21 protein-coding genes are annotated in these 24,656 nt (G+C 70.6%); 14 read left to right on the forward strand and 7 right to left on the reverse strand.

Going from position 1 to position 24,656, the window contains the following annotated elements; translation table 11 throughout:
- Positions 1–143 precede the first annotated feature (143 nt).
- On the reverse strand, positions 144–1,385 hold the full coding sequence (locus tag ABTU92_RS17450; protein WP_408092844.1) for an ABC transporter substrate-binding protein: 1,242 nt from the start codon (positions 1,383–1,385) through the stop codon (positions 144–146).
- 268 nt (positions 1,386–1,653) lie between these two features.
- Here ABTU92_RS17450 and ABTU92_RS17455 point away from each other — a divergent pair, with 268 nt between their 5' ends.
- Complete coding sequence (locus ABTU92_RS17455; RefSeq protein WP_408092846.1) at positions 1,654–2,505, forward strand: EamA family transporter; 852 nt, start codon at positions 1,654–1,656, stop codon at positions 2,503–2,505.
- Positions 2,506–2,685: 180 nt separating this feature from the next.
- Here ABTU92_RS17455 and ABTU92_RS17460 read toward each other — a convergent pair whose 3' ends face one another.
- Positions 2,686–3,060 carry a hypothetical protein gene (locus tag ABTU92_RS17460; protein ID WP_408092848.1) on the reverse strand — a complete coding sequence of 125 codons (375 nt, stop codon included), beginning with the start codon at positions 3,058–3,060 and terminating at the stop codon, positions 2,686–2,688.
- A 268-nt stretch (positions 3,061–3,328) separates the two neighbouring features.
- On the opposite strand from ABTU92_RS17460, the gene ABTU92_RS17465 reads away from it, so the two are divergent.
- The 8 genes from ABTU92_RS17465 (at position 3,329) to ABTU92_RS17500 (ending at position 12,728) form a co-directional block, all read left to right on the forward strand.
- Complete coding sequence (locus ABTU92_RS17465) at positions 3,329–3,841, forward strand: (2Fe-2S)-binding protein (protein ID WP_408092850.1); 513 nt, start codon at positions 3,329–3,331, stop codon at positions 3,839–3,841.
- A complete protein-coding gene (locus ABTU92_RS17470; RefSeq protein ID WP_408092852.1) occupies positions 3,838–5,964 on the forward strand; it encodes a molybdopterin cofactor-binding domain-containing protein in 2,127 nt (708 codons plus the stop codon). The genes ABTU92_RS17465 and ABTU92_RS17470 overlap by 4 nt, the downstream gene beginning before the upstream one ends.
- Positions 5,965–6,325: 361 nt before the next feature.
- Entirely contained in the window at positions 6,326–7,264 is a 939-nt protein-coding gene (locus tag ABTU92_RS17475; RefSeq protein ID WP_408092854.1) for a fumarylacetoacetate hydrolase family protein, read from the forward strand.
- A 26-nt stretch (positions 7,265–7,290) separates the two neighbouring features.
- Complete coding sequence (chrA, locus tag ABTU92_RS17480) at positions 7,291–8,493, forward strand: chromate efflux transporter (RefSeq protein WP_408093017.1); 1,203 nt, start codon at positions 7,291–7,293, stop codon at positions 8,491–8,493.
- Between the two features lie 307 nt (positions 8,494–8,800).
- Entirely contained in the window at positions 8,801–9,874 is a 1,074-nt protein-coding gene (locus ABTU92_RS17485) for a sulfate ABC transporter substrate-binding protein (protein ID WP_408092856.1), read from the forward strand.
- A complete protein-coding gene (gene cysT, locus ABTU92_RS17490) occupies positions 9,871–10,767 on the forward strand; it encodes a sulfate ABC transporter permease subunit CysT (protein WP_408092858.1) in 897 nt (298 codons plus the stop codon). Before ABTU92_RS17485 ends, cysT begins: the two co-directional genes overlap by 4 nt.
- Entirely contained in the window at positions 10,760–11,674 is a 915-nt protein-coding gene (gene cysW, locus ABTU92_RS17495; protein ID WP_408092860.1) for a sulfate ABC transporter permease subunit CysW, read from the forward strand. Before cysT ends, cysW begins: the two co-directional genes overlap by 8 nt.
- On the forward strand, positions 11,643–12,728 hold the full coding sequence (locus tag ABTU92_RS17500) for a sulfate/molybdate ABC transporter ATP-binding protein (RefSeq protein WP_408092862.1): 1,086 nt from the start codon (positions 11,643–11,645) through the stop codon (positions 12,726–12,728). The genes cysW and ABTU92_RS17500 overlap by 32 nt, the downstream gene beginning before the upstream one ends.
- A gap of 89 nt (positions 12,729–12,817) precedes the next feature.
- Here ABTU92_RS17500 and ABTU92_RS17505 read toward each other — a convergent pair whose 3' ends face one another.
- Positions 12,818–13,309, reverse strand: coding sequence for an Lrp/AsnC family transcriptional regulator (locus ABTU92_RS17505; protein ID WP_408093018.1), 492 nt, complete (start codon positions 13,307–13,309; stop codon positions 12,818–12,820).
- A 1,023-nt stretch (positions 13,310–14,332) separates the two neighbouring features.
- On the opposite strand from ABTU92_RS17505, the gene ABTU92_RS17510 reads away from it, so the two are divergent.
- The gene (locus tag ABTU92_RS17510; protein WP_207199560.1) at positions 14,333–14,656 is read left to right on the forward strand and encodes a hypothetical protein; all 324 of its coding nucleotides are present in this window, start codon (positions 14,333–14,335) and stop codon (positions 14,654–14,656) included.
- A gap of 244 nt (positions 14,657–14,900) precedes the next feature.
- On the opposite strand, the gene ABTU92_RS17515 is transcribed toward ABTU92_RS17510, so the two are convergent.
- Complete coding sequence (locus ABTU92_RS17515) at positions 14,901–15,182, reverse strand: DUF6894 family protein (RefSeq protein WP_408092864.1); 282 nt, start codon at positions 15,180–15,182, stop codon at positions 14,901–14,903.
- 273 nt (positions 15,183–15,455) lie between these two features.
- Here ABTU92_RS17515 and ABTU92_RS17520 point away from each other — a divergent pair, with 273 nt between their 5' ends.
- Both ABTU92_RS17520 and ABTU92_RS17525 read left to right on the forward strand, forming a co-directional pair.
- Positions 15,456–16,625, forward strand: coding sequence for a zinc-dependent alcohol dehydrogenase (locus tag ABTU92_RS17520; RefSeq protein WP_408092866.1), 1,170 nt, complete (start codon positions 15,456–15,458; stop codon positions 16,623–16,625).
- Positions 16,626–16,636: 11 nt separating this feature from the next.
- Positions 16,637–17,176: a cyclase dehydrase gene (locus tag ABTU92_RS17525; protein ID WP_408092868.1), complete on the forward strand. Its 540-nt coding sequence runs from the start codon at positions 16,637–16,639 to the stop codon at positions 17,174–17,176.
- Positions 17,177–17,289: 113 nt separating this feature from the next.
- Here ABTU92_RS17525 and ABTU92_RS17530 read toward each other — a convergent pair whose 3' ends face one another.
- Together ABTU92_RS17530 and ABTU92_RS17535 are read right to left on the reverse strand one after the other, a co-directional pair.
- Positions 17,290–19,662, reverse strand: coding sequence for a Tex family protein (locus ABTU92_RS17530; protein WP_408092870.1), 2,373 nt, complete (start codon positions 19,660–19,662; stop codon positions 17,290–17,292).
- Positions 19,663–19,959: 297 nt separating this feature from the next.
- Positions 19,960–20,712, reverse strand: coding sequence for an SDR family NAD(P)-dependent oxidoreductase (locus tag ABTU92_RS17535; RefSeq protein WP_408092872.1), 753 nt, complete (start codon positions 20,710–20,712; stop codon positions 19,960–19,962).
- A gap of 315 nt (positions 20,713–21,027) precedes the next feature.
- Here ABTU92_RS17535 and ABTU92_RS17540 point away from each other — a divergent pair, with 315 nt between their 5' ends.
- The gene (locus ABTU92_RS17540) at positions 21,028–21,534 is read left to right on the forward strand and encodes a hypothetical protein (RefSeq protein ID WP_408092874.1); all 507 of its coding nucleotides are present in this window, start codon (positions 21,028–21,030) and stop codon (positions 21,532–21,534) included.
- A 139-nt stretch (positions 21,535–21,673) separates the two neighbouring features.
- Positions 21,674–22,711 (forward strand): AI-2E family transporter, encoded by a 1,038-nt coding sequence (locus ABTU92_RS17545; protein ID WP_408092876.1) that lies wholly within the window; start codon positions 21,674–21,676, stop codon positions 22,709–22,711.
- Positions 22,712–22,847: 136 nt separating this feature from the next.
- Here the strand turns inward: ABTU92_RS17545 and ABTU92_RS17550 are convergent, their stop codons facing one another.
- Positions 22,848–24,632, reverse strand: a complete 1,785-nt coding sequence (locus tag ABTU92_RS17550; protein ID WP_408092878.1) for a metallophosphoesterase family protein — start codon at positions 24,630–24,632, stop codon at positions 22,848–22,850.
- Between the last annotated feature and the right edge of the window lie 24 nt (positions 24,633–24,656).

Here is a 24,656-nt window from a genome sequence, read left to right on the forward strand (position 1 = left end):
CGTGGATACGGAGGCGCCCCCTCACCCGTCTCGCCGCTACGTGGCGAGCCACCCTCTCCCCGCACGCGGGGAGAGGGAGAGCGGGCGTCGTGCCCGACGACCGTGCGCCCCTCCTCGCTACGAGGACGGACGCTCGGACTGCCTCACTCGAGATTCTTCGCCGGCGGGTAGTCGCGCGCGTAGACCGGATTGGCCAGGAAGGCCTGGTCGCCGTAGGTCCAGAACTGGCTCACGTCCGGATAGGTCTTGACGATGGTGTTGACGAGCTGACCGCCCTTGCGCTCGCAGCGGCGGATATGCACGTCGCCGACGACGTTGCCGTACTTGTCGAACTTCACCGGCCCGCGCGGCGTGTCGGCGAGCGAGACGCCGCGCAGCGCCTCGTTGAACGCCTTCTTGTCGTCCGACTTGCCGCCGGTCTTCTTCAGCGCCTCTTCCACCACCTGTCCGGCGATGTACATGCCGGCCGAGTAGCCGCCCGGCAGCACGTTGTAGTCCTTCGCCATGTCGGCGACGAACTGCTTGTTGACCGGACTGTCGAGCGAGGCCGAGTACCAGGCGGCCGAGACGACGCCGACCGCCTCGTCGCCGAGGCTCTTCAAGAGCGCGTCGTCCATGGCGGTCCAGCCGGCCAGCAGCGGGATGCGCTTCATGCCGAGATCCGCGTAGGCGCGCATGAACTTGACCGGGTTGGAGCCGGCGAAGCCGTTGGCGACACAATCGACATTGCCGATCTGGGCGATGTAGGGCGTGTAGTCGGGCGTGACCAGCGGCGGCCACAGCTTCTTGACCACCTTGCCGCCGTTGTCCTCGAACACCCGCTGGAAGCCGGACATCTGCTCGTAGCCGAAGGCGAAGTCCTCGGAGATGGTCGCGGCGCGCTTGTATTTCAGCTCCTTCGCGGCGTAGTCGCCGAGCACGTGGCAGCACTGCGCCGAGGTCGCCGACGGACGCATGATGAACGGATTGGTGCTGCGCTGGGTGACGTCCTCGGCCGCGGCGAGGCTCATCAGCGGCGTGCCCTTCTGGCGGATGTAGTCGTTGAGCGCCAGCAGCTCGAAGGCGGCGAGCGGGCCGAGCACCACGTCGACATTGTCGCGCTCGATCAGCTCCGAGGCCTTGGTCTTGGCGCCGGCCGGATTTCCGCCGGTGTCGGCCGAGATCAGCTCGACCTTGCGGCCGGCGAACATGTTGTTGCGCTGCTTGAGCAGGGTCATGATGCCCTGCTCCATCTGGATGCCCCCTTGCGCCAGCGGGCCGGTCTTCACCGTGAGAAGACCGATCTTGAAGGGCGCTGATTGGGCGATCGCCGGCATCCCGAGCGCGGCGGCGGCGGATCCGGCGGCGGTGCCGGCCACGAAGGCACGACGAGTCACTCTCGGCATGGCGTTTCGTTCCTCCTGTTGTTATGTCGGCGGGAGGCGGCGCGTCCGCGTCCTCTCCGAGCGCCGGGAGGAGCCGCGGTCGGCCGCCCGTGCCGGCGCCGCGTTCGCGGCGTTTGGCGATCCGTTCGGTCGCGGGCGCCGATCATCCGACAGGGATTTTGAAATTGCAAAGGGAAGAGACGGCGGAAACGCCTGCCGCAGTGCGAGATCGGCGCCTCGGAGCGGCACCGTATGCTTTGTCTGCAAAGCTGATGCGCGAAAGCCGGCGATGACGGACGCCACCGCCTGTGCCTTCGGGGCGCTGATCTGCTTCGGGATCGGCGACTGGATCTACCGCCGTGCCGCCCGCGACGGCTACGCGGCGCATCACTTCCTGATGGGTCAGGCCTGCCTGTTCGCCCCGTCCGTGCTCCTCTACGCCGCGACGACCGGCACGCTCTCGGTCGGCGGCGCCGCGCTGTGGGGCAATCTCGCCGGCCTGTTCCTGTTCGTCGGCTTCTTCCTGTTCGCGCGCAGCCTGCGCACCGGGCCGGTGAGCGTCAACGGCCCGGTGTTCCGGCTCGGCTTCGTCGTCACCGTGGTGCTGGCGATCGCGACGCTGGGCGAGCCGGCGACGCCGGCCAAGCTCGGCGGCCTCGCGCTGGCGCTCGTCGCGGTGCCGCTGCTGCTCGGCGGGGCGCCGCCCGCCGGCACGCGACGGCTCTCGGGCCGCTCGCTGGTCGAGGTGCTGGTCGCGACCGTGGCGGCCGGGCTCGGCTATTTCTGCCACAAGCTCGGCAGCCTCGGCGGGGCCGCGCCGGCGACGCTCGTCGCCGCCCAGGCGATGGTGTTCGCGAGCCTCGCCGTCCTGTCGACCGCCGCAGTCGAGCGGCGGCTCGCCTGGCCGCCCGGCTTGTGGCGGCACGCGGTGCCAACCGCCGTGGTGCTGGCCGCCGCCTTCCTGTTGATGGTGAACGCGCTCGCCGGCGGTCAGGCGAGCGTCGTCGTGCCGATCGCCCAGATGGGATTCGTGCCGGCGGCGTTGCTCGGGATCGCCGTGGAGGGCGAGGCGATGACGCCCCGCAAGGGCCTCGGCCTCGCCGCCGCGGTCGCCGCCCTGGCGCTCCTCGCCCTCGCGTGAGCTTAAAGCCGCTTCCCACGGAGGCGAAGCTCGCCTCTATGTCCGCTCGTCCCCGCGAAGGCGGGGACCCAGGAGCGACACGACGGGAGGCCCCTGGATTCCCGCCTTCGCGGGAATGAGCGGTGTGTGGGGCAATTCAGCGAGCAAGGCACTGGTGCCCGCGTTCGCGGGCATACCCCGTCAGGGGGCGACGCAGACCAGGACCAGCTTGCCGGACGGGCCGCGGCGCGGCGGCGTGTAGACGACGCTGCGGTCGTCCTCGACCGTGAAGGTGCCGGCCGGATTGACCGCGAAGGCGTTGACCAGCCGCTCGTTCGGCTCGCAGGCGGCCGAGCAGGCGGTCTGTTGGCAAGTGAACTCGGCGAAGCGCAGCCCGCCGGCACCGCGCCCGGGCGGTCCGGGAGGTCCGGCGGGGCCGGCCGGACCAGGCGGGCCGGGCGGGCCGGCGGGTCCGGGATCGCCTTTCTGCGGCGCATCGAGGAAGCCGCATCCGCCGATCAGAAGAACCAGCGCGAAAGCCCCGGCCAGACGTGCTCGAATCGAACGTGCTCGCATCGAACGTGCTCGCATCAACGGTACTCCGTCGTCTCAATCGTCGAGGCCCGGCCGGACCGTCGAACGGCAACGCGAAACGATCGGCTTCCGTCGAACGGAAGCGCGACTCTCTCGGTAGCAGAAGATGGGGGAGGCCGAAAGCCTCGGCGGCCGGACCGCGCCATCGGACCTGGGCCGCCCGAACCGGACGCTCCGCCGCGATTGCCGCGCCGTTCCCCGCGTCTATAATCTCGTGCCTTCCGAAAACCCCCGCCCCATCGAAACAGCCATGACCTTACCGGCCGACGACGCCCCCGCAGTCGCCTTGATCGTCAACGGCACCCCGGCCCGGCTTGTCGGGGATCCGACACGCCCGCTGCTCGCCGTGCTGCGCGAGGAGCTCGGCCTCACCGGCAGCCGATTCGGCTGCGGCCAGGAGCAGTGCGGTGCCTGCATGGTGCTGATCGACGGCGAGCCCGCCTACTCCTGCTCGCGCGAGATCAGCTCACTGGCCGGCCGCAGCGTCGTCACGATCGAGGGACTCGGCGGCGGCCGCGGCCTCCACCCGCTGCAGCAGGCGCTGCTCGACGAGCAGGCCGGCCAATGCGGCTACTGCCTCTCGGGGATCATGATCTCGGGTGCCGCGCTGCTCGCCCGTAACCAGAGCCCCACCCGTCCGGAGATCCTCGAGGCGCTCGATCGCCACCTGTGCCGCTGCGGCGTCCACAACCGGGTGGTCCGCGCCGTCCAGCGCGCCGGCGCGGTTCTGGCGGCAAACGCCGCCGACGGAGCCGGCGCATGATCCCGAACACGCTCCCGCAGAGCCTCCTCGACAATCCGCTGCTGTCCGACTGGGTCGGCTTCGAGCCCGAAGGCCGGGTTCGCGTCTCCACCGGCAAGGTCGAGATCGGCCAGGGCATCCTTACCGCGCTGGTGCAGATCGCCGCCGAGGAGCTCGACGTCGACCCGGACCGGATCCGAACTGTTTCGGGAGAAACGTCCGCCGGCCCGAACGAGGGCGTGACGGCGGGCAGCACCTCGGTCGCGATGTCGGGCGCCGCCATCCGGCTCGCCTGCGCCGAGGTGCGGGCGCTGTTCCTCGCCCGCGGGGCCGAACGGCTCGGCGTCGCGGCCGAAGCCCTCGACGTCGAGGACGGGCGGATCCGCCGCGACGGGCAGGACACCGGCCACGACTATTGGTCGCTCGCCGGCGAGGTCGACCTCGTGCGCCCGGCGACCGGCGGAGCGCCGGCCAAGTCGCCGACGCGCTATCGCGTGGTCGGGCAGAGCCTGCCGCGCGTCGACCTGCCGGCCAAGGTCTCGGGGCGCGGCTTCATCCACGACATCACGACGCCGGACCTGCTGCACGCCCGCGTCGTCCATCGCCCCTGGCAGAACGCCCGGCTCGCATCCCTCGACGAGGCGGCGATCCGCCGGGCCGCCGGCACAGCCGTCGAGATTCTGCACGAGGGCGACTTCGCCGCGATTCTGGGCGAGCAGGAGTACGCCGTGCAGCGCGCCGCGCTCGTCGCGCGCGAAAAGGCCGTCTGGGAGGGTGGCACGCCGCTGCCCGAAAACACCAACAGTCCGGACTGGCTGCTCGCCCAGCCGGCCCGCTCGCGCACCGTCGACACCGGCACGCCGCCCGCGAACGACGACGGCGAGGTGGTGGAGGCGACCTATTGGCGGCCGTTCCAGACCTACGGCTCGATCGGCCCGTCCTGCGGCCTCGCTCGGCTCGACGAGGCCGGGCACCTGACGGTCTGGTCGCACACCCAGAACCCCTATGCGCTGCGCGCCCAGATCGCCCGCGCCCTCGACCGCTCGGCCGAGACCGTGACGGTGCTGCACCGGCAGGCGGCTGGCTGCTACGGCCACAACACGGCCGACGACGCCGCCTTCGACGCGGCGTTCCTGGCGACCCGTCATCCCGGCCGCACCGTGCGGGTGCTGTTCACCCGCGAGGACGAGTTCCTGGCCGCCCCGATGGGCGCCGCCATGGTGATCCGGCTGCGGGCCGTGCTCGATGCGGAGAAACGGCCCAAAAGCTGGACGATCGATCTGGCGAGCCCGGTGCACTCGAACCGGCCGGGGTCGCACGGGCACCACGGCCTGCGGAGCCGCGAGGCGCTGCCGAACCCGCCGCCGCAGCCGGCCGAGCGCAACGACAATCCGGATGCCGCCGGCGGCGGCGCCAGCCGCAACGCGCAGGCGCTCTACGACCTGCCGTTCCACCGGATGATCCACCACACGGTCGATCCGATCCCGCTGCGCACCTCCTCGCTGCGCGGGCTCGGCGCCTTCGCCAACATTTTCGCGATCGAATCCTTCATGGACGAGCTCGCCGCGGCGGCCGGCGCCGACGCCGTCGCCTACCGGCTGGCGCTGATGTCGGATCCGCGGGCGCGCGCCGTGATCGAGGCGGCGGCCGCGATGTGCGGCTGGCCCGGCACGGCGCCGGTCGGCGAAGGCCGCGGGCTCGGCCTCGCTTTCGGACGTTACAAAAACCGCGCCGCCTACATGGCGGTCGCGGCCGAGGTCGAGGTCGACGAGAGCGTGCGGCTGGTGAAGATATGGGGCGCCGCCGACTGCGGCCTCGTGATCACGCCGGACGGTGCGATCAACCAGCTCGAGGGCGGCATCATCCAGGCGGCGAGCTGGACGCTGTTCGAGGAGCTGCGCTTTTCCGACGGCAAGGTCGCGACGGCGATGTGGGACGACTATCCGATCCTGCGCTTCTCGCAGATCCCCGAGATCGAGATCCGGCTGGTCGGCGACGATCGCGACCCGCCGCTCGGCGTCGGCGAGGCCGCCATGGGGCCGACCGCCGCAGCGATCGGCAACGCGGTCGCGCGCGCGCTCGGCACCCGCATCCGCTCGCTGCCGCTCAGCCGCGACCGCATCATGGCGGCGCTGCTCGCTTGAGTCGCGGTGACGCGGCGAATGGCTCGCCCCTCATGGTGAGGAGCGCTCCAAAGGAGCGCGTCTCGAACCATGCGGCCACCGGTGTGGTGGCGTCCTCGCCCTTCGAGACGCCGCCTTCGGCGGCTCCTCAGGGTGAGGACGGACAGGGGCTTTTCGATTGCGCGCCCGCACGGGAACGCCGTTTCGCGTCGCCTGCGCGCCGGGACGCGATCGTTCGAATTCATCATGTCTTTTAACGACACCCTCGGAACGTGGCGGGGCGATGGTGCCCTGATGCTTTCGGGCCGTCACGCGGACGTGCTAGCGTCCGCGCCCACGCTGCCCACCGCCCCCGGCCCCTTCAGCGGACCTCGCATCGCGCATGAAGCTCGCCACCTTCATCGGCCTTCGCAAGCGACCGCGCCTCGGCGTCGTCGACGTCGAGCAGCGCGCCGTGCTCGATCTCGCCACCGCGGCCGAGATCGTCCACAAGCGCCAGGATCCGATCCTGGCCGACATGCTGTCGCTGATCGACGCGGCCGCGCCGGGCCTCGCCCGGGTCGAGGAGCTGGTGCGTGAATGGCCGAGCGAGGCGGTCGACGACCTCGACGGCGTGAAGCTCCTCGCGCCGATCCCGATCCCGCGCCAGCTGCGCGACGGCATGGCGTTCGAGGCGCATGTGAAGAACAGCCGCGACCAGGTGGCGAAGCGCACCGGCCGGCCGCAGAAGATGCCGGAGATCTGGTACGAGCATCCGGTCTACTACAAGTGCAACCGCTTCAACGTCGTCGGCCACGAGGCGGACGTGATCTGGCCGTCCTTCTCGGAGTGGATGGACTACGAGCTCGAGCTCGCCTGCGTGATCGGCAAGACCGGCCGCGACATCGCGGCGGCCGATGCGCCTGCCCACGTCTTCGGCTTCACGATCTACAACGACTTCAGCGCCCGCGACGTGCAGTTCGAGGAGATGCGCGCCGGCCTCGGCCCCGCCAAGGGCAAGGACTTCGACACCGGCAACGTGTTCGGCCCGTGGATCGTGACGCCCGACGAGATCGGCGATCCGCACGCGCTGGCCATGGAGGTTCGGGTCAACGGCGAGCGCCAGGGCGGCGGCACCTCGGCCGACATGCACTGGACCTTCTGGGACATCATCGCATACGTCTCGCGCGGCGAGACGCTCTATGCCGGCGAGATCATCGGCTCCGGCACGGTCGGCACCGGCTCGGCCCACGAGCTCGGCCGCACGCTCTCCTCCGGCGACGTGATCGAGCTCGAGATCGAGAAGATCGGCATTTTGCGAAACCGCCTGATCCGGCCGTGACGGCTCGCGACGGCGCCCCGCAGGAGATCGAAACGCCTGCCGCCCGCGGCACGGTGGCCGAGGTCTTTCTCGTCTTTCTCCGTCTCGGCCTCACGTCGTTCGGCGGCCCCATCGCGCATCTCGGCTATTTCCGCGAAGCGTTCGTCACGCGCCGGCGCTGGCTCGACGACCGCGCCTATGCGGACCTTGTCGCGCTGTGCCAGTTCCTGCCGGGCCCCGCGTCGAGCCAGGTCGGCATCGCGGTCGGGCTCTTACGCGCCGGCTTTTCCGGTGCCCTCGCGGCGTGGATCGGCTTCACGCTGCCGTCGGCGGTCGCGCTCGTCGCCTTCGCCTACGGCATCCGCGCGCTCGGTGACCCGACCGGCGCCGGCTGGCTGCACGGGCTGAAGATCGCCGCCGTCGCCGTGGTCGCGCAGGCCGTGCTCGGCATGCTGCGCTCGCTCGCGCCCGATCGTGAGAGGGCCACGCTGGCCGTGATCGCCGCCGCGATCGTGCTGGCGGTGCCGTCGGCGTTCAGCCAGATCGTCGCGATCGTGATGGGCGGCGTCGCCGGGCTTCTCCTGCTGCCCCGCGGCGACGCCGCGGCCGATCACGCACCGCTGCCGCTGACCGTCGGTCGGACCACCGGCGTGATCGCGCTGATCCTGTTCTTCGTGCTGCTCGCCGGGCTGCCGGTGGTGGCGAGCACGACCGGCGCGCACCTCGCCGCGCTGGTCGACGCCTTCTACCGGGCCGGCTCGCTGGTGTTCGGCGGCGGCCACGTGGTGCTGCCGCTCCTGCAGGCCGCCGTGGTGCCGCCCGGATGGGTGAGCAACGACGCTTTCCTGGCCGGCTACGGCGCGGCCCAAGCGGTGCCGGGTCCGCTGTTCACCTTCGCGGCCTATCTGGGCACGGTCGCCGGTCCCGCGCCGAACGGCTGGCTCGGCGCGACGATCGCCCTCGCCGCGATCTTCCTGCCGTCGTTTCTCCTGGTAATCGGCGCGCTGCCGTTCTGGGAGGCGCTGCGGCGACGCGACACCGCGCAGGCGATGCTGCGCGGCGTCAACGCCGCCGTCGTCGGCATCCTGCTCGCCGCCCTCTACGATCCGGTGTGGACGGCGGCGATCCACGGCGGCCTCGATTTCGCGCTCGCCGCCGCGGCCTTCCTGCTGCTGGTCGCCTGGGCGACGCCGCCCTGGCTCGTCGTGCTGCTCAGCGCCGGCGCCGGCGCGCTCATGGCGCTCCTCTGATCACGACGGCGGCGTGCTGCCGGCCGCCGCGTGACCGCGGCCGCGACGCGCCGGCGGGTTGACCCGGCGACCGCGCTTGTCCAGCATGCCCCAGGGATGATGCGTACCGCCTGCGCGAAGGGTGCTCTCCCGATCCGGCCCGCGAGAGACGATCGTTCTCGACTCGCACGGCGGACAGCGAGGACCGACTTTTCTGTCCGCCCCCGATTGCGGGTTCGCCCGATTGCGGCTTCCATCGCCGCCCTGGCCGGTTGCACGACCTTCCGGCGCGGAGCGGCCCGCCCAGGAACGGAGACAGGTGAACGCAATGATTCGTGCCTCGAGGATGCCGCTGTGGCGAAGCCTGCGGGTGGCGGCGATGCTGGCCGCGCCCCTGATGATGGGCGGCGTCGGACCGACGGGACTTGGCGTCACATCCGCGCAGGCCCAGACCGTGACGCTCGTCAACGTCTCCTACGATCCGACGCGCGAGCTCTACCGGGCGATCAACGACGTCTTCGCCAAGGAGTGGAAGGCGAAGACCGGCCAGAGCGTGACGATCCGCACCTCGCACGGCGGCTCGGGCCGGCAGGCGCGCTCCGTCATCGACGGCCTCGACGCCGACGTGGTCACGCTGGCGCTCGCCGGCGACATCGACGCCATCGCGCGCGAATCGAAGAAGCTGCCGGACAACTGGCAGACTCGACTACCGAACAACGCCTCGCCCTACACCTCGACCATCGTGCTGCTGGTCCGCAAGGGCAACCCGAAGGGGATCAAGGACTGGGACGACCTGGCGAAGCCCGGCATCCAGGTGATCACGCCGAACCCGAAGACCTCGGGCGGTGCCCGCTGGAACTATCTCGCCGCCTGGGCCTACGAGCTCGACCGCACCGGCGGCGATGTCGCCAAGGCCAAGGCGCTGGTCGCGGCGATCTACAGGAACGTGCCGGTGCTCGACACCGGCGCGCGCGGCTCGACCACGACGTTCACCCAGCGCGGCATCGGCGACGTGTTCATCTCCTGGGAGAACGAGGGCTTCCTGGCCCAGCAGGAGTTCAGCACCGACAAGTTCGACATCGTCTATCCGTCGCTCTCGATCCTGGCCGAGCCGCCGGTATCGCTGGTCGACCAGGTGGTGGACAAGCGGGGCACCCGCCCGATCGCACAGGCCTATCTCGAGTTCCTCTACACGCCCGCGGCGCAGCGCATCATCGCGGCGAATTTCTACCGGCCGTCGCAGCCCGAGCATGCCGCGGCCGAGGATCTCGCGCGTTTCCGCAAGGTGAAGCTGGTCACCATCGACGCGGTGTTCGGCGGCTGGGCCAAGGCGCAGGCCGAGCATTTCTCCGACGGCGGCATCTTCGACCAGATCTACAAGCCCGGAACCCCGTCGCGATGAGCATCGCGACGACAGAGCCGGGACCGGGCGAGCCGCCCCTGCCCCGCCCCGCCGCGACGCCCTGGCGGTTCCGCCAGCCGAGCGCGCTGCCCGGGTTCGGCATCACGTTCGGCTTCGCCGTCACGTATCTGTCGCTGATCGTGCTGATCCCGCTCGCCGCCCTGGTGGTGCGCGCGAGCGGGCTCGGCCTCGACGGCATCTGGCGCATCGCCACGACGCCGCGCGTGCTGGCGGCGCTGGAGACGAGCTTCGGCATCTCCCTCGCGGCCGCCGCCGTCAATGCGGTGTTCGGGCTCGTGGTCGCCTGGGTGCTGACCCGCTACGAGTTTCCGGGCCGCCGCCTCCTCGACGCCGTGGTCGATCTGCCGTTCGCGCTGCCGACCGCGGTCGCCGGCATCGCGCTCGCGGCCATCTATGCCCCGAACGGCTGGATCGGCGGCCTGCTGGCGCCCTTCGGCATAAAGATCGCCTTCACGCCGCTCGGGATCTTCGTCGCGCTCGTGTTCATCGGCCTACCCTTCGTGGTGCGTACCGTGCAGCCGGTGCTCGCCGATCTCGACCGCGAGATCGAGGAGGCCTCGGCGACGCTCGGCGCCACGCGGGCCCAGACCATCGTCCGGGTCGTGCTGCCGACCCTGCTGCCCGCGGTATTGACCGGCTTCGCGCTCGCCTTCGGGCGCGCCGTCGGCGAGTACGGCTCGGTGATCTTCATCGCCGGCAACCTGCCGTTCCGCTCCGAAATCGCCCCGCTCCTCATCGTCATCCAGCTCGAGGAGTTCAACTATGCGGGAGCCACTGCGATCGCCTCGATCATGCTGCTGATCTCGTTCCTGTCGCTGCTCGCCATCAACCTCTTGCAGGCGTGGAGCCGGCGGAGGTTCGGCCATGTCTGATGGGGTCGCGGACGAGACGTCGGAGGACGTGTCCGGCACGCCGTTCCACGGCGCCCGGCCGGTGTGGCCGCGGCCGACCATCGACGAGTCGCCGGCGACCAAGGCGATCCTGGTGGCGCTGACGGTCGGCTTCCTGGCGCTGTTCATCGTGCTGCCGCTGGTCGCCGTGTTCGCCGAGGCATTTCGCCGCGGCATCGATCATTATCTCCAATCCTTCGCGGATCCAGACACGCAAGCGGCCATCCGGCTCACCCTCACGGTGGCGGCGATCGCCGTGCCGCTCAACCTGGTGTTCGGCGTCGCCGCCGCCTGGGCGATCGCCAAGTTCGAGTTTCCCGGCAAGAGCCTGTTGATCACCCTGATCGACCTGCCCTTCTCGGTGTCGCCGGTGGTCTCCGGCCTGGTCTTCGTGCTGCTGTTCGGGGCACAGGGCTACTTCGGCAAATGGCTCGCGGCGCACGACCTGCAGATCATCTTCGCGGTGCCCGGCATCGTGCTCGCCACCGTGTTCGTCACCTTCCCGTTCGTCGCCCGCGAGCTGATCCCGCTGATGCAGGAGCAGGGCACGGCCGAGGAGGAGGCGGCGTTGACGCTCGGCGCCTCCGGGTTCCGCACCTTCCTGACAGTGACGCTGCCGAACGTGAAATGGGCCCTGCTCTACGGCGTGCTCCTGTGCAATGCGCGCGCCATGGGCGAATTCGGAGCCGTCTCCGTCGTGTCGGGCCACGTGCGCGGCCTGACCAACACGATGCCGCTGCACGTGGAGATTCTCTACAATGAGTACAACTTCGTGGCGGCTTTCGCCGTCGCCTCCCTTCTCGCCGGCCTCGCCCTCGTCACCCTCCTGGCCAAGTCGGTCCTCGAATGGCGCTACGGTGACGCGCTCGCCCGAACCCGCCTATACTGACGGCGTGAACACGGTCGCGATACGGGCGCAAGGGCTGGAGAAGCGGTTCGCCGGCACGCCGGCGCTCGCCGGAGTCGACCTGTCGGTCGAGGCAGGCGAGCTCGTCGCGCTGCTCGGGCCGTCGGGCTCCGGCAAGACGACGCTCCTGCGCGTCGTCGCCGGCCTCGAGCGGCCGACCGCCGGGCGCATCTTCTTCGGCGGCGAGGACGCGACCTTCGTGCCCGTCCAGGCGCGCCGCGTCGGCTTCGTGTTCCAGAGCTACGCGCTGTTCAAGCATCTCGACGTCGCCGGCAACATCGCCTACGGGCTGAAGGTGCGGCCGCGCCGGCTGCGCCCGAGCGGCACCGAGATCCGGCGGCGCGTCGCCGAGCTTCTCGATCTCGTCCAGCTCTCCGGGCTGGAGCGGCGCTTCCCCTCGCAGCTCTCCGGCGGGCAGCGGCAGCGTGTCGCGCTCGCCCGCGCGCTCGCCGTCGAGCCGAAGGTGCTGCTGCTCGACGAGCCGTTCGGCGCACTCGATGCAAAAGTCCGGCGCGACCTGCGGCGCTGGCTGCGCGACCTGCACGACCGCACCGGCCACACGACGCTGTTCGTCACCCATGATCAGGACGAGGCGCTGGAGCTGGCCGACCGGGTCGCCATCCTGGCGCACGGCCGCATCGAGCAGATCGGCACCCCGGACGAGGTCTACGACCATCCGGCGAGCGCCTTCGTGGCCGGCTTCATCGGCGATGCGCTGCGGATCCCGGTGACGGTGGAGCGCGGGGTGGTGCGGATCGGCCGGCATACGCTGCCGGTGCCGGCGGCCGCGATCGCCGGGCCGGCCGCCCTGTTCCTGCGGCCACGCGACCTGGTGCCGTCCGATGCGCGCTCCGGCGTCGCGGCGAGCGTCGTCGGCGTCCGGCGCGCCGGCCCGGCCCGGCGGGCGGAGCTGCGCCTCGGCGACACCCTGCCGCCGGTCGAGATCGAGCTGCCCACCGACGTCACGGTCGCCCGCGGCGACACGATGCACGTCGCGTTCCGGGCGCTGCGGTTGTTTCCGGAGAGAGGCGAATAGCGAATGGCGAGTAGCGAATAGGGGAGCGAGCCGGCGAGGCATCTCGCTACTCGCTACTCGCTACTCGCTACTCGCTACTCGCCCTCTCCTCACGCCGACGCGCGGGCGCCGGTGCGGGGCTCGCTCGGCCCCGGCACCGGATAGGCCGTGCTGGACTTGATCCGCTCCATCGCGAAGCGCGACGTGACGTTCTTCAGCGGCACCGTCTCGATGAGCCGCTTGTAGAAGGTGTCGTAGGCCCCCATGTCGGCGACCACGACGCGCAGCATGTAGTCGACATCGCCGGCCATCCGGTAGACGTCCATCACCTCGGGCAGGGCCGAGATCGAGGTGGCGAAGCCGTCGAGCCACTCCTTGGAATGGTCGCTCGTCTCGATCGAGACGAACACGGTGAGGCCGAGGCCGATCCTCTCGGGCGACACCAGCGCCACCCGGCCGGTGATCACGCCGTCCGCCTCGAGGCGCTGGATGCGCTTCCAGCACGGCGTCTGCGACAGGTGGACCTGCTTGGCGAGCGCGGCGAGCGTGATGCTCGCGTCCCGCTGCAGCACGGTGAGAATCCGGCGATCGACCGCGTCCACTTTTCGAACTCGGCTCGGCGTGGTGTCTTGTTTCATGATCTTTCACTCTGGAAGAATAATTTTTCTTCCATGTCGAATCCGTCCGCCCGCACTAAAAAATAATTCTCTGAGAAACGCAAGACGTCCCGTTCCGCATGATGCCGGACACGGGATTTCGCCCGGCCGACGACCGGTCCCGCCCGTCGACCGCGCAAGCGATCCGACGCCGCATCGTGCCGGCCGCTTCACCAGGAAGCATCCGCTTCGACGCACCCGACACCATCCGCCGCGGGCGACCATGGTCGCCCGCGATGGTCGCGAACGTGATGACCTTTGTCGCGACGACGCCCCCGCCCGCCGGCTCGCGGCGCCGAGTCTGATCATGACGCGCGCGCACCGGTGACGCGGCATCCACGGCGCCGGCGTGATCAGCTTCGCGTCCGGCTCGCCGGCGACGGAGCAGCGTGGCGATGCGCCGCACGGGGTCGGGTCCAAGCAGAAACGCGATCGTCCCTGCGCGTCACCCCCCGGACAGCGGTCGAGCCGCCGGCCGAAGCGCCGCGGTGCCTTGGTTCGCCGATGCCTCACATCACCGGCGGCCGTGCTGATCAGCTGGCCCGGGCCGTACCGCGCGTGTACGTGATCACGACCTTTGTTCTCGCGTTAACAATTCGTTATCGCACGAAACGAGGGATCCCGCGGCGGCCGGGATGCCGTTCCGCCCACACGGCCGACCAGACGAGATCAGACGATGTGAGGCACCCCGGAAGCCGACCTGATCCGGTCCTGATCCGAAATGTTCTGTGCTTATGCGGCATGAAATGCAGATCGAAGGTTTACAGGGGCGTCGTGATGAGATAACCGGAACATTCGTTTGTATGCTGCGCGATGGTCGTCATGCGTCCCGTCGCGTCGTGATGCGGCCCACGGGCATCAGAACAGCCGGACCGAACGGACCGACGACACGTCTCACGAAACCGCGGAACCGCAGCTCTCGAGGCCGCACATTGCGCGTTCCGCCCCAGCCCGATCGAGGAGTAATCGATGGCTAAAGCGACGACTGCCAAGAAGGCCGCACCGAAGAAGGCCGCCCCCAAGAAGGCTGCCGCCAAGAAGGCCCCGGCCAAGAAGGTGACGGCGCCCAAGAAGGTCGCGGCCCCGAAGGCAGCGAGCAAGACCGCCGCCACCGCGAAGAAGGCCGGCGCCTCCAAGCGGCGCGGCTGGACCAACGACGACGTGAAGGAGCTCAAGGCGCTCGCCAAGCAGAAGCTGCCGACCGCGAAGATCGCCAAGGCGCTGAAGCGGACCGAGGGCGCGACCCGCCAGAAGGCCTATTCGCTCGGCGTGTCGCTCGACTCGCGGCGCTGACGCGGCGATCGTCCGACGCGCCGCACGGCTCCGACCGGGCGGCGCATCGGACGGCGCTCCTGAAGACATGTCCGGCACGAGCCGACTGCTCCCGTTCGCGGGATCAGTCGGCTCGTGCTTTTTTTGTTCGGAACGTCGATCAGCTCCAAGGCACCGCCGGGCCATGACGCCGGACATAATGCATCAGCATGCATCAGCGGCCCCTCGAGGCTGGATGCATCGGCCGGACCCCTCGCGGCCCGCCTCAGTCGTTCGCCCGGGCGCCCGACTCGGTCCTGACCAGATCCCGCTCGATCATCGCCGCCTCGCTGGCGCTCGCCGCGAACACCTGCTCGCCGTCGTCGGCGACCACCCGGATCGAGCAGCGTGACCAGCCCGTCGCCGCGAACCCGGGCGGCCCCGACGAGAACAGGTCGGCGACCAGCTTGACCGCCAGCGCGGACGCCGTCTCCGGGTCCGGCAGAACGATGTCGGACGCCTCGTAGGCCGTCTCCTCGTCGCTGATCCTGATCGTGTAGCGGGGCATCGCGGCTCGTCGTCCGGCTCGGGCCTAGTTCCTCCGGATCAAGGCACCGGCGGCCCGATTGTTCCGTCGTCGGCCATGGCCCGCGGGGTCGGACGACCGACGTGCGGGCGCGGTTTCCCGCATTGGTCGTGTCCCGACCAGGAACGCCGCCCCGACCGACACGTTGACGGAGAACGATCGCATCAGCGGCGACCGTGTCTGCAGCGCGGGCGCTGCGACGGACCGCCCCGGCGCCGCCGGCGGCATGCGGAACACGCGCTCGGGGAGACGGACATGAAGGCTCTGTGCTGGCACGGCAAGCAGGACATCCGCTGCGACGAGGTGCCGGATCCGAAGATCGAGCATCCGCGCGACGCCATCATCAAGGTGACGAGCTGCGCGATCTGCGGCTCCGATCTGCATCTCTACGACGGCTTCATGCCCGGCATGGAATCCGGCGACATCATGGGCCACGAGTTCATGGGCGAGGTGGTCGAGGTCGGCTCCGAGAACAAGAAGCTGAAGGTCGGCGATCGCGTCGTCGTTCCGTTCACGATCTGTTGCGGCGAGTGCGAGCAGTGTCGCCGCGGCTACTTCTCGGTCTGCGAGCGCTCGAACCGCAACAAGTCGGTCGCCGACAAGGTGTTCGGCCACACCACGGCGGGCCTGTTCGGCTACACGCATCTCACCGGCGGCTATCCGGGCGGCCAGGCCGAATACGTCCGCGTGCCCTATGCCGACGTGGCGCCTGTGAAGGTGCCGAGCACGCTCACCGACGAGCAGGTGCTGTTCCTCGGCGACATCTTCCCGACCGGCTGGCAGGCCGTCGTGCAGTGCGACATCGAGCCGACCGACACGGTGGCGATCTGGGGCTGCGGCCCGGTCGGCCAGTTCTGCATCAGGAGCGCCGTGATGCTCGGCGCACGCCAAGTGATCGCCATCGACCGCGTTCTCGACCGGCTCGCCATGGCGAAGGCCGGCGGCGCCATCACGATCGACTTCGAGAACGAGAGCGTCGTCGAGCGGCTGAACGACCTCACCGGCGGCAAGGGGCCGGAGAAGTGCATCGACGCGGTCGGGCTCGAGGCGCACGCGACCGCCACGCTCGACTCCATGTACGACCGCGCCAAGCAGGCCGTGATGCTGGAGACCGACCGGCCGCACGTGCTGCGCGAGATGATGTATGTGTGCCGGCCCGCCGGCGTGCTCTCCGTGCCGGGCGTCTATGGCGGCGTGCTCGACAAGATCCCGTTCGGCATGGCGATGAACAAGGGCCTGACGATCCGGACCGGCCAGACCCACGTCAACCGCTGGACCGACGACCTCCTGAAGCGGATCGAGGAGGGCCAGATCGACCCCGGCTTCGTGATCACGCACCGCGCCTCCCTCGCCGACGGGCCGGAGCTCTACAAGACGTTCCGCGACAAGCAGGACGGCTGCGTCAAGGTCGTGCTGCAGCCGTGAGGAGAGCCGCCATGCTGGATCGCACCCGGAGTGCCGCCCCGACGTCGCACGCGCTCGCCCGCGGCCTCGGCTGGTTCTCGATCGCGCTCGGCGTCGCCGAGATCGTGGCGCCGCGCGCCATCACGCGGCGGATCGGCCTGCGGGGTCAGGAAGGGCTGGTGCAGGCCTACGGGGCGCGCGAGATCGCCACCGGAATCGGCCTGCTCACGACGTCGCAGCCCGCGCCGTGGCTGTGGGGCCGCGTCGCCGGGGACGCGCTCGACATCGCGACGCTGGCGGCGGGCCACGACGGCTCGAGCCGTCGCCGCGGCGCGCGCGGCATGGCGCTCGCGGCGCTCGTCGGCGTCACGGCGCTCGACATCGCCGCGGCGCTCGCGGCCGGCGGCGACCAGCGGCCGCGCCGCCGCATCACTTACGGCTACGAGCACCGGCGCGGGTTTCACGATCCGCTGAACCGGGTCCGCGGCATCGCCCGCGACGCCACCATCCCGAAGGACATGCGCATCCCGGAGAAGATGCGGCCGTGGACGAGCCGCGGCGCGAGGGCGTGACGGAGCCTCAGCCGTAGCCCGCATGCAGCGCAGCGGAATGCGGGAGGCGCGCGCGCGCCTCGGGATCCCGCATTCCGCTGCGCTCCATGCGGGCTACGCACTCCGGACGTAAATCAGCGGCGGCCCTTCTCGGTGCCGCCGCCGCCCAGGCCGGCGCGGCGCAGCGCCTCGGCGAGCGCGTTGTTGCCGGTGTCGCGCTCGTTGACGCGCGGCCCGCCCTTGCCGCCACCGCCCCGCATGTCGCGCTGGCCGCCGCCGCCGCCGCCGCCCGGCCGGCCGGCGCCGGAGCGCTGCTCCTGCCCGGGCTGATCGTCGAGCCGCATGGTGAGCGAGATGCGCTTCCTCGGCTTGTCGACCTCCAGCACCTTCACGCGCACGATGTCGCCGGGCTTCGCCACCTCGCGCGGGTCCTTCACGAAGGTCTTCGACATCGCCGAGACGTGGACGAGCCCGTCCTGGTGCACACCGATGTCGACGAAGGCGCCGAACGCCGCGACGTTGGTGACGACGCCTTCCAGGATCATGCCGGGCTTCAGGTCGTCGAGCGTCTCGACGCCCTCCTTGAACTCGGCTGTCTTGAACGCGGGGCGTGGGTCACGGCCCGGCTTCTCCAGCTCCTTCAGAATGTCCGTGACGGTCGGCAGGCCGAAGGTCTCGTCGACGAAGCTCTTCGGCTGCAGGCCGCGCAGCGTCGCGCTGTTGCCGATCAACGCCTTGATGTCGCTCTTGGTCGCCTGGAGGATTCGTCGCACCACCGGGTAGGCCTCGGGATGCACGCCCGAGGCGTCGAGCGGATCCTCACCGTTGCGGATACGCAGGAAGCCGGCGCACTGCTCGAACGCCTTCGGCCCCAGCCGCGGCACCTCCTTCAGCGCCTTGCGGCTCTTGAACGGGCCGTTGGAGTCGCGGTGCAGCACGATGTTCTGGGCAAGGCCCGAGCCGATGCCCGACACGCGGGCGAGCAGCGGCGCCGAGGCCGTGTTCACGTCGACGCCGACGGCGTTCACGCAGTCCTCGACGACGGCGTCGAGCGAGCGGGACAGCTTCGACTCGGAGAGATCGTGCTGATACTGGCCGACGCCGATCGACTTCGGATCGATCTTGACCAGCTCGGCGAGCGGATCCTGCAGCCGGCGCGCGATCGACACGGCGCCGCGCAGCGTCACGTCGAGCCCGGGCAGCTCCTCCGACGCGAAGGCCGAGGCCGAGTAGACCGAGGCGCCCGCCTCCGACACGACGATCTTGGACAGCTTCAGCTCGGGGTGCTTTTTGATCAATTCGACCGCGAGCTTGTCGGTCTCGCGCGACGCCGTGCCGTTGCCGATGGCGATCAGCTCGACCTTGTGGGCACGGGCGAGGGCCGCCAGCGTCGCGATCGAGGCGTCCCAGCGCCGCTGTGGCTCGTGCGGGAAGATCGCGTCGGTCGCTACCACCTTGCCGGTGGCGTCGACCACGGCGACCTTGACGCCGGTGCGGTAGCCCGGATCGAGCCCCATGGTGGCGCGGGTGCCGGCCGGGGCGGCGAGCAGGAGGTCGCGCAGGTTGGCGGCGAACACCCGCACCGCCTCCTCCTCGGCCGCCGTCCACAGGCGCAGCCGCAGGTCGATGGTGAGATGCACGAAGATCTTGGTGCGCCACGCCCAGCGCGCCGTGTCGACGAGCCACTTGTCGGCCGGCCGGCCGCGGTCCGCGATGGCGAAGCGGTGCATGATCGAGAGCTCGTAAGAGGTCGGGCCCGTTCCCGCGTCCTCGCCCTCGATGCGCACGTCGAGCATCTCCTCGCGCTCGCCGCGGAACATCGCGAGGATGCGGTGTGACGGCAGCTTGGTCAGCGGCTCGGAGAAGTCGAAATAGTCGGAGAACTTGGCGCCCGCCTCGGCCTTGCCGTCGCGCACCTTGGAGACCAGCCTGCCGGTCGACCACAGCGCCTCGCGCAGCTTGCCGATCAGATCCGCATCCTCGGCGAAGCGCTCCACGAGAATGGCGCGGGCGCCGTCGAGCGCCGCCGCCGCGTCGGCGACGTTCTTGTCCGGGTTCACGAAGGTGGCGGCGAGCGCCTGCGGGTCGTTGGTCGGATCGGCGAGGAGCTGCTCGGCGAGCGGCGCCAGGCCGGCCTCGCGGGCGATCTCCGCCTTGGTGCGGCGCTTCGGCTTGAACGGCAGGTAGATGTCCTCGAGCCGCGCCTTCGAGTCGGCCGCCATGATCTGCGCCTCGAGCGCGTCGTCGAGCTTGCCCTGCGACTTGATCGACTCGAGGATCGCGGTGCGGCGCTCCTCCAGCTCGCGCAGGTAACGCAGCCGCTCCTCGAGCGTCCGAAGCTGGGAGTCATCGAGCGCGCCGGTCACCTCCTTGCGATAGCGGGCGATGAACGGCACCGTCGCGCCCCCGTCGAGCAGCTCGACGGCCGCCGCGACCTGCGGCTCGCGCACCTCCAGCTCCTCGGCGATGCGGCGATTGATGGTTGCGCTCACGTTGGTTGCGCTCACTCGGACCTCCCGACCCTCGGCCGGCGCGGGCGGAGGCCGCGGCGCCGGGGTCCGGGGTATGCCGGAGGCCGGCACGATTCCGCAACCCCCCTGGCCGGGGGGCCCCCGAGGGGGACGGCCGCCATCCTTGCTCCCCGCGCGCGGTGCGTCCGGCTCGTCGCGCAGCGGCGAGCCGGACGAGGGGCCTATCGACACGGCAGAGACTCGCGGCGACGCCCCCTCACCCGACCCTCGTGCTGTCGCGCGAGGGCCGACCTCTCCCCGCACGCGGGGAGAGGTGAAAGGAGGCGCTTTTCGTCACACGGCCGTGTAGCCGCCGTCGATCAGGAGGTCGGAACCGGTCATGAACGAGGATTCGTCGCTCGCCAGGAACACGGCGCCACCGGCGATCTCGTCGGGCCGGCCGAGCCGGCCGAGCAGCGTGTGGTGGCTGGCGCGGGCCGCCTCCCGGGTCGCGAAGTTCTTCAGGTAGCGGCCGGTCTCGATCGGCCCGGGCGACAGCGTGTTGACCCGGATGTTCTGGTCCGCGTGGTCGACCGCCATGGCCTTGGCGAGCTGCACCAGCGCGCCCTTGGCGGCGCAGTACCAGGGCCGGCCCGGCCGGGCGACGCGCGCCTGCTGCGAGGCGACCAGCACGATGCTGCCGCCGCCGCCGCGCTCCATCACCGGGATCGCGTGCTTCGACAACAGGAACGAGGCGTCGAGATTGACCGCGAAGGTGCGCCGCCAGTCGGCGAGCGACAGGGTGGTGAGCGGCGCCAGCGGCAGGTCGAGCACGGCGTTCGACACCAATACGTGGAGCCCGCCGAACTCCGCCACGGCGCGCGCCACTGCGGCCTCGGCGGTCGCCTCCTCGGCGACGTCGGCGGCGAGCCCCACGATGCGGCCCCCGGCTCCGCTCACCTCGGCGACAAGTCCGTCGAGCGGTCCGGCAGCGATGTCGACGGCGACGACGGCGGCGCCCTCGGCCGCGAAGGCGCGGCAGATCGCGGCCCCGATGCCGGCGCCCGCTCCGGTGACGACGGCGACCTTCCCCTGCAGTCGAGCCATGGCGTTTTCCTCTTGTTTTGCTTTCGGTTCCCCCCTCTTACAGGGCGGCCGGAACGACGCGGAAGCGGCGCGGCCGGCGGATCTGCCCCGCGGTTTCGGCTGGGCGACGGCAGCCGTTGCCCGCGGACGGTGCGTTCGCAATAGGCAATCCCCCGTTTCATGGGCTAGCCGTTAACGGCTTTTCAGCGAGCTGTGTGCAAGAGTCACGCTCCGACGCGGTCGATCGCACCCGCGACGACCGTCCGGCCGCCGAGGCGGCGGTTGCGCGCTGCCTCCGCCGGACGAACGTCGACCCGAGCCAGACAGGAGACGGTGGTGCCGACCCGCGCGACCCCGCTGCGGCCAGAGCCTTGCGGCCAGACCTGGAAACGCGGCCTGCTGGTGATCGACGACGACCCGGCGGTGTGCCGGACCGTCTGCGCCATCGCCGACCGCACCGGCTGGGCCGCCGTGGCGGCCGCCCGCTTCACCGACGCCGAGACGTTGCTCGGCACCGAGAACTTCGACTGCATCATCACCGACCTCTCGGTCGACGGCGCACCCGTGGCCGGCTTCCTGCGCACGCTGGCGAATCTCTGCTACACGGCGCCGGTGCTGCTGATCGGCACCGGCAACCGCGCGCACCGCTTCGCCGCCGCCGACTTCGCCTGGGGGCTCGGGCTCAACACCTGCTACCCGATCGGCAAGCCGCTGGTCGTCGCCGGCCTCTCCGGGCGCCTCGCCCGCATCGGCGGCCGCCTCCAGGACGGCATCGTCGGCTGCTGCTTCGCCGACTGCCACTGGCGCAAGGCGGTCGAGGCGCCCGACGCGATCAGCGCGTGATCGGCGGGACCGGGCGCTGGGCAGCGACAGACGGCACATCGTATCCTCGCGTGACGTGCGCGACGACGAGAACGCGTCATTCCGGGGCGGCGCGCAGCGCCGAACCCGGAATGACGACGATCCAGCTTCCGGAAGCGACATGACGCCGAACCGCGGACACCTGACCCTGCTGGCCGTGTGCACCATCGTGCTGGTGTGCATCGCGCTCTATTACGGCCGCGTGATCCTGGCGCCCGTGGCGTTCGGCATCTTCGTCGTCGCGGTCGCCTGGCCCGTGCAGGCGACGCTGCAGACGCGGCTGCCGCGCCTCGTCGCGCTGCTGATCACGGTCGTCGCCGTCGCCGTGGTGCTGACCGGGCTCGCCACCATGATCGGCTGGGGCTTCGGCCGCGCCGCCCGCTGGCTGATCGCCGACACGGCGCGGTTCCAGGCGATGTATCAGGAGGCGACCGTCTGGCTGGAGGGTCACGGCTTCGCCGTCACGGGCGTGTTCTCGGACATGCTCAGCCCGAGCTGGATGGTGGGCGCGATCCAGACCGTCGCGTCGCGCCTGCAGAGCGTCGCGAGCTTTTCCGTGGTCGCGCTGGTGTTCCTGATTCTGGGTCTGCTCGAGGTCGAAGACACGGCGAAAAAGCTCGTCGCGATCGGCGCCGAGCGGCTGGTGCGGGCCGGCGCCGCGACCGCCGCCAAGCTGCAGACCTACATGCTGGTGCGCACCGTGATGAGCGTGATCACGGGCGCTCTGGTCGCCGGCTTCGCATTCGCCATCGGCCTCCCGCTCTATGCCGAATGGGGCGTCATCGCCTTCGCGCTCAACTACATTCCGTTCATCGGGCCGTTCGTCGCCACGCTCGCGCCGACCCTGTTCGCGCTGGCGCATTTCCAGTCGTGGGAGACGATGCTGGTCGTCTTCGCCGCCCTCAACCTGATCCAGTTCGTGGTCGGCAGCTATCTGGAGCCGCGGGTCGCCGGCAGCCGGCTGTCGCTGTCGCCCTTCGTGGTGCTGCTCGCCGTGTTCCTGTGGAGCTTCCTGTGGGGCATCGCCGGCGCCTTCATGGGCGTGCCGATCGTCATCGCGATCCTCACCGTGTGCGAGCAGTATCCGGCGAGCCGCTGGGTCGCGACGCTGCTGGCCGGCGAGCCGGACGAGACGGCGGAGGAGAAGACACCGTCCTGATCATGTCCGACAGAAGGCGCCGCCACACGCTCCGCTCATTCCCGGGCAAGCGGGAATCCAGGAGCGTCTCTTCCGTGTGGCCCCTGGGTCCCCGCCTTCGCGGGGACGAGCGGACGGTCGACGCACGAGGATTACGTCACCCCTCCGCCTCGCCCGGAATCACGATCCGGTCCGGCGCGAGCAGATGCAGCCGGCCCTCCGCGTCGCGCGCCAGGGTGTGGATGTAGAAGGCGGTGTCGCGGTCGTTGGTCGCGCCCATCACGGGCGACGGCGCCGAGACGATGGTGAGATCCCCGCAAGTCCCGATCCAGTCGACGTGACGATGGCCGTGCATCACCACGGCGTCGGGCACCAGTTTCTGGAGGCGGCGGACGAACCAGGTGCCGTTGACCAGCGCGGTGCCGATCCGCTCGGACAGCTCCTTGGCCGGCATCGGATACTCGACCACGTGATGATGCAGGGCGACGAGCCAGCACGCCGCCGGATGCGCCTCGATCGCGATCTCCACGCCGCGCATCTGCTCGGCCGTGACGAGGCCGAGCGCGTTGGTGAAGGAGAAATGCGTGTCGGCGTTGGAGTCGAGCAACACGACGCCGAGGCCGTCCGGAGTCTCGGGCGGCAGCACCAGCGGGAACGACTGCGCCCACACGTCGGCGACGGCCGGCACGTCGCGCAGCGCCGCCCGATCGGCGAAGCTCGCGAGCATCTTTCGATGCGGCGCCAGCGCGGTGTCCAAGGTCGGCCCGATCTTTCGCGCCTGGAGATCGACGACGTTGACACGGCTCCCCTGGACGGCCGCGATGGCGGAGAGCGTGCGCACCTGGCGGAGCCGCTTGATCGGGCTGAACGGCAGGTCGAGCCGGGCCGGGTTGGCACGATCGACGACGTTGACGTCGTGATTGCCGGGCTGGATCAGGAGCCGCGCGGCGAGATCGGGATAAGGTGTCAGCGCGTCGAAGAACTCGGCCCATTCGGCCGAGCGGCCCGCGTCCGTCACGTCGCCCGTGATCAGCACGAGGTCGAGCGGCTCGCTCGCATGGATCTCGGCGAGCCGGGCGAGCACGCGATGCAGCCGGCCGTTGCCGCGCGGTCCGGCGCGGCCGCATTCGATCCGAAAGCCCCACCGCTCGCCGACGATGTGAATGTCGGAGAGATGCGCGACCCGCCAGCGCCGAGCCACCGGTCGAGGTGTCGCGTCCGGTGACGCCTCGTCCGGCCCAGCCTCGCCCGCCTTCACCGAGAAGCGGCGCGTGCGCGGCTGGTCCATGGTGGCGTCGGCGATGCCCCACACGGCCGCGGCGGCCGCGAAGTAGCCGACGATCAGCACGGCCGCGTTGGCGGCACCGGCGGCGGCGAGGCGCAGCGGCGCGGCGAGATCCGCCATGCTGCCGCTCCAGCGGGTCGACGGCCACAGCCAGACGACGAGCAGCACGGCCGGCACCGCGACCGCGAGGCCGGCGACGGCCGCGGTCGCAGCCCGCAGCCGCGCCCGGCGCGCCTGTCCGGCGCCTTTCGCCAGCACGGCCTCGGCGAGATGACGCAGCCCCTCGCGGGCGAGCGCATAGATCGGCTGCACGGCGAGCGACGTCAGCGCCCAGAAGCTGCCCTCGGCGATGCGGACGAGCCGGCGTCCGCCATACCAGCCGAGCGCCAGCACGGCGGCGAGCACCAGCGCCGACCACACGCCGGAGACGGCGTATGCGACTTTGGTCGAAACCGTCGACAGCCAGACCGAGGCGAGCAGCGGCGCGACGCCGAGCAAGAGCGCCGGCACGCCGATCAGCCACACCCACGCGACCACGAGCTTCGGCAGGCTGATCTCGGCCAGAAGACTGCCGGCGAGCGACAGGAGCGAGCGCTGCTTGGTGCTGGAGGCGTCGTCCTCGGCGTCGCCGTCTCGCGGATCCGTGATCGGCTGCATGGCAGGTGCTCCGATGCGCCGAGG

It is taken from the genome of Rhodoplanes sp. SY1 (genome assembly GCF_046000175.1).
Lineage (GTDB): Bacteria > Pseudomonadota > Alphaproteobacteria > Rhizobiales > Xanthobacteraceae > Rhodoplanes.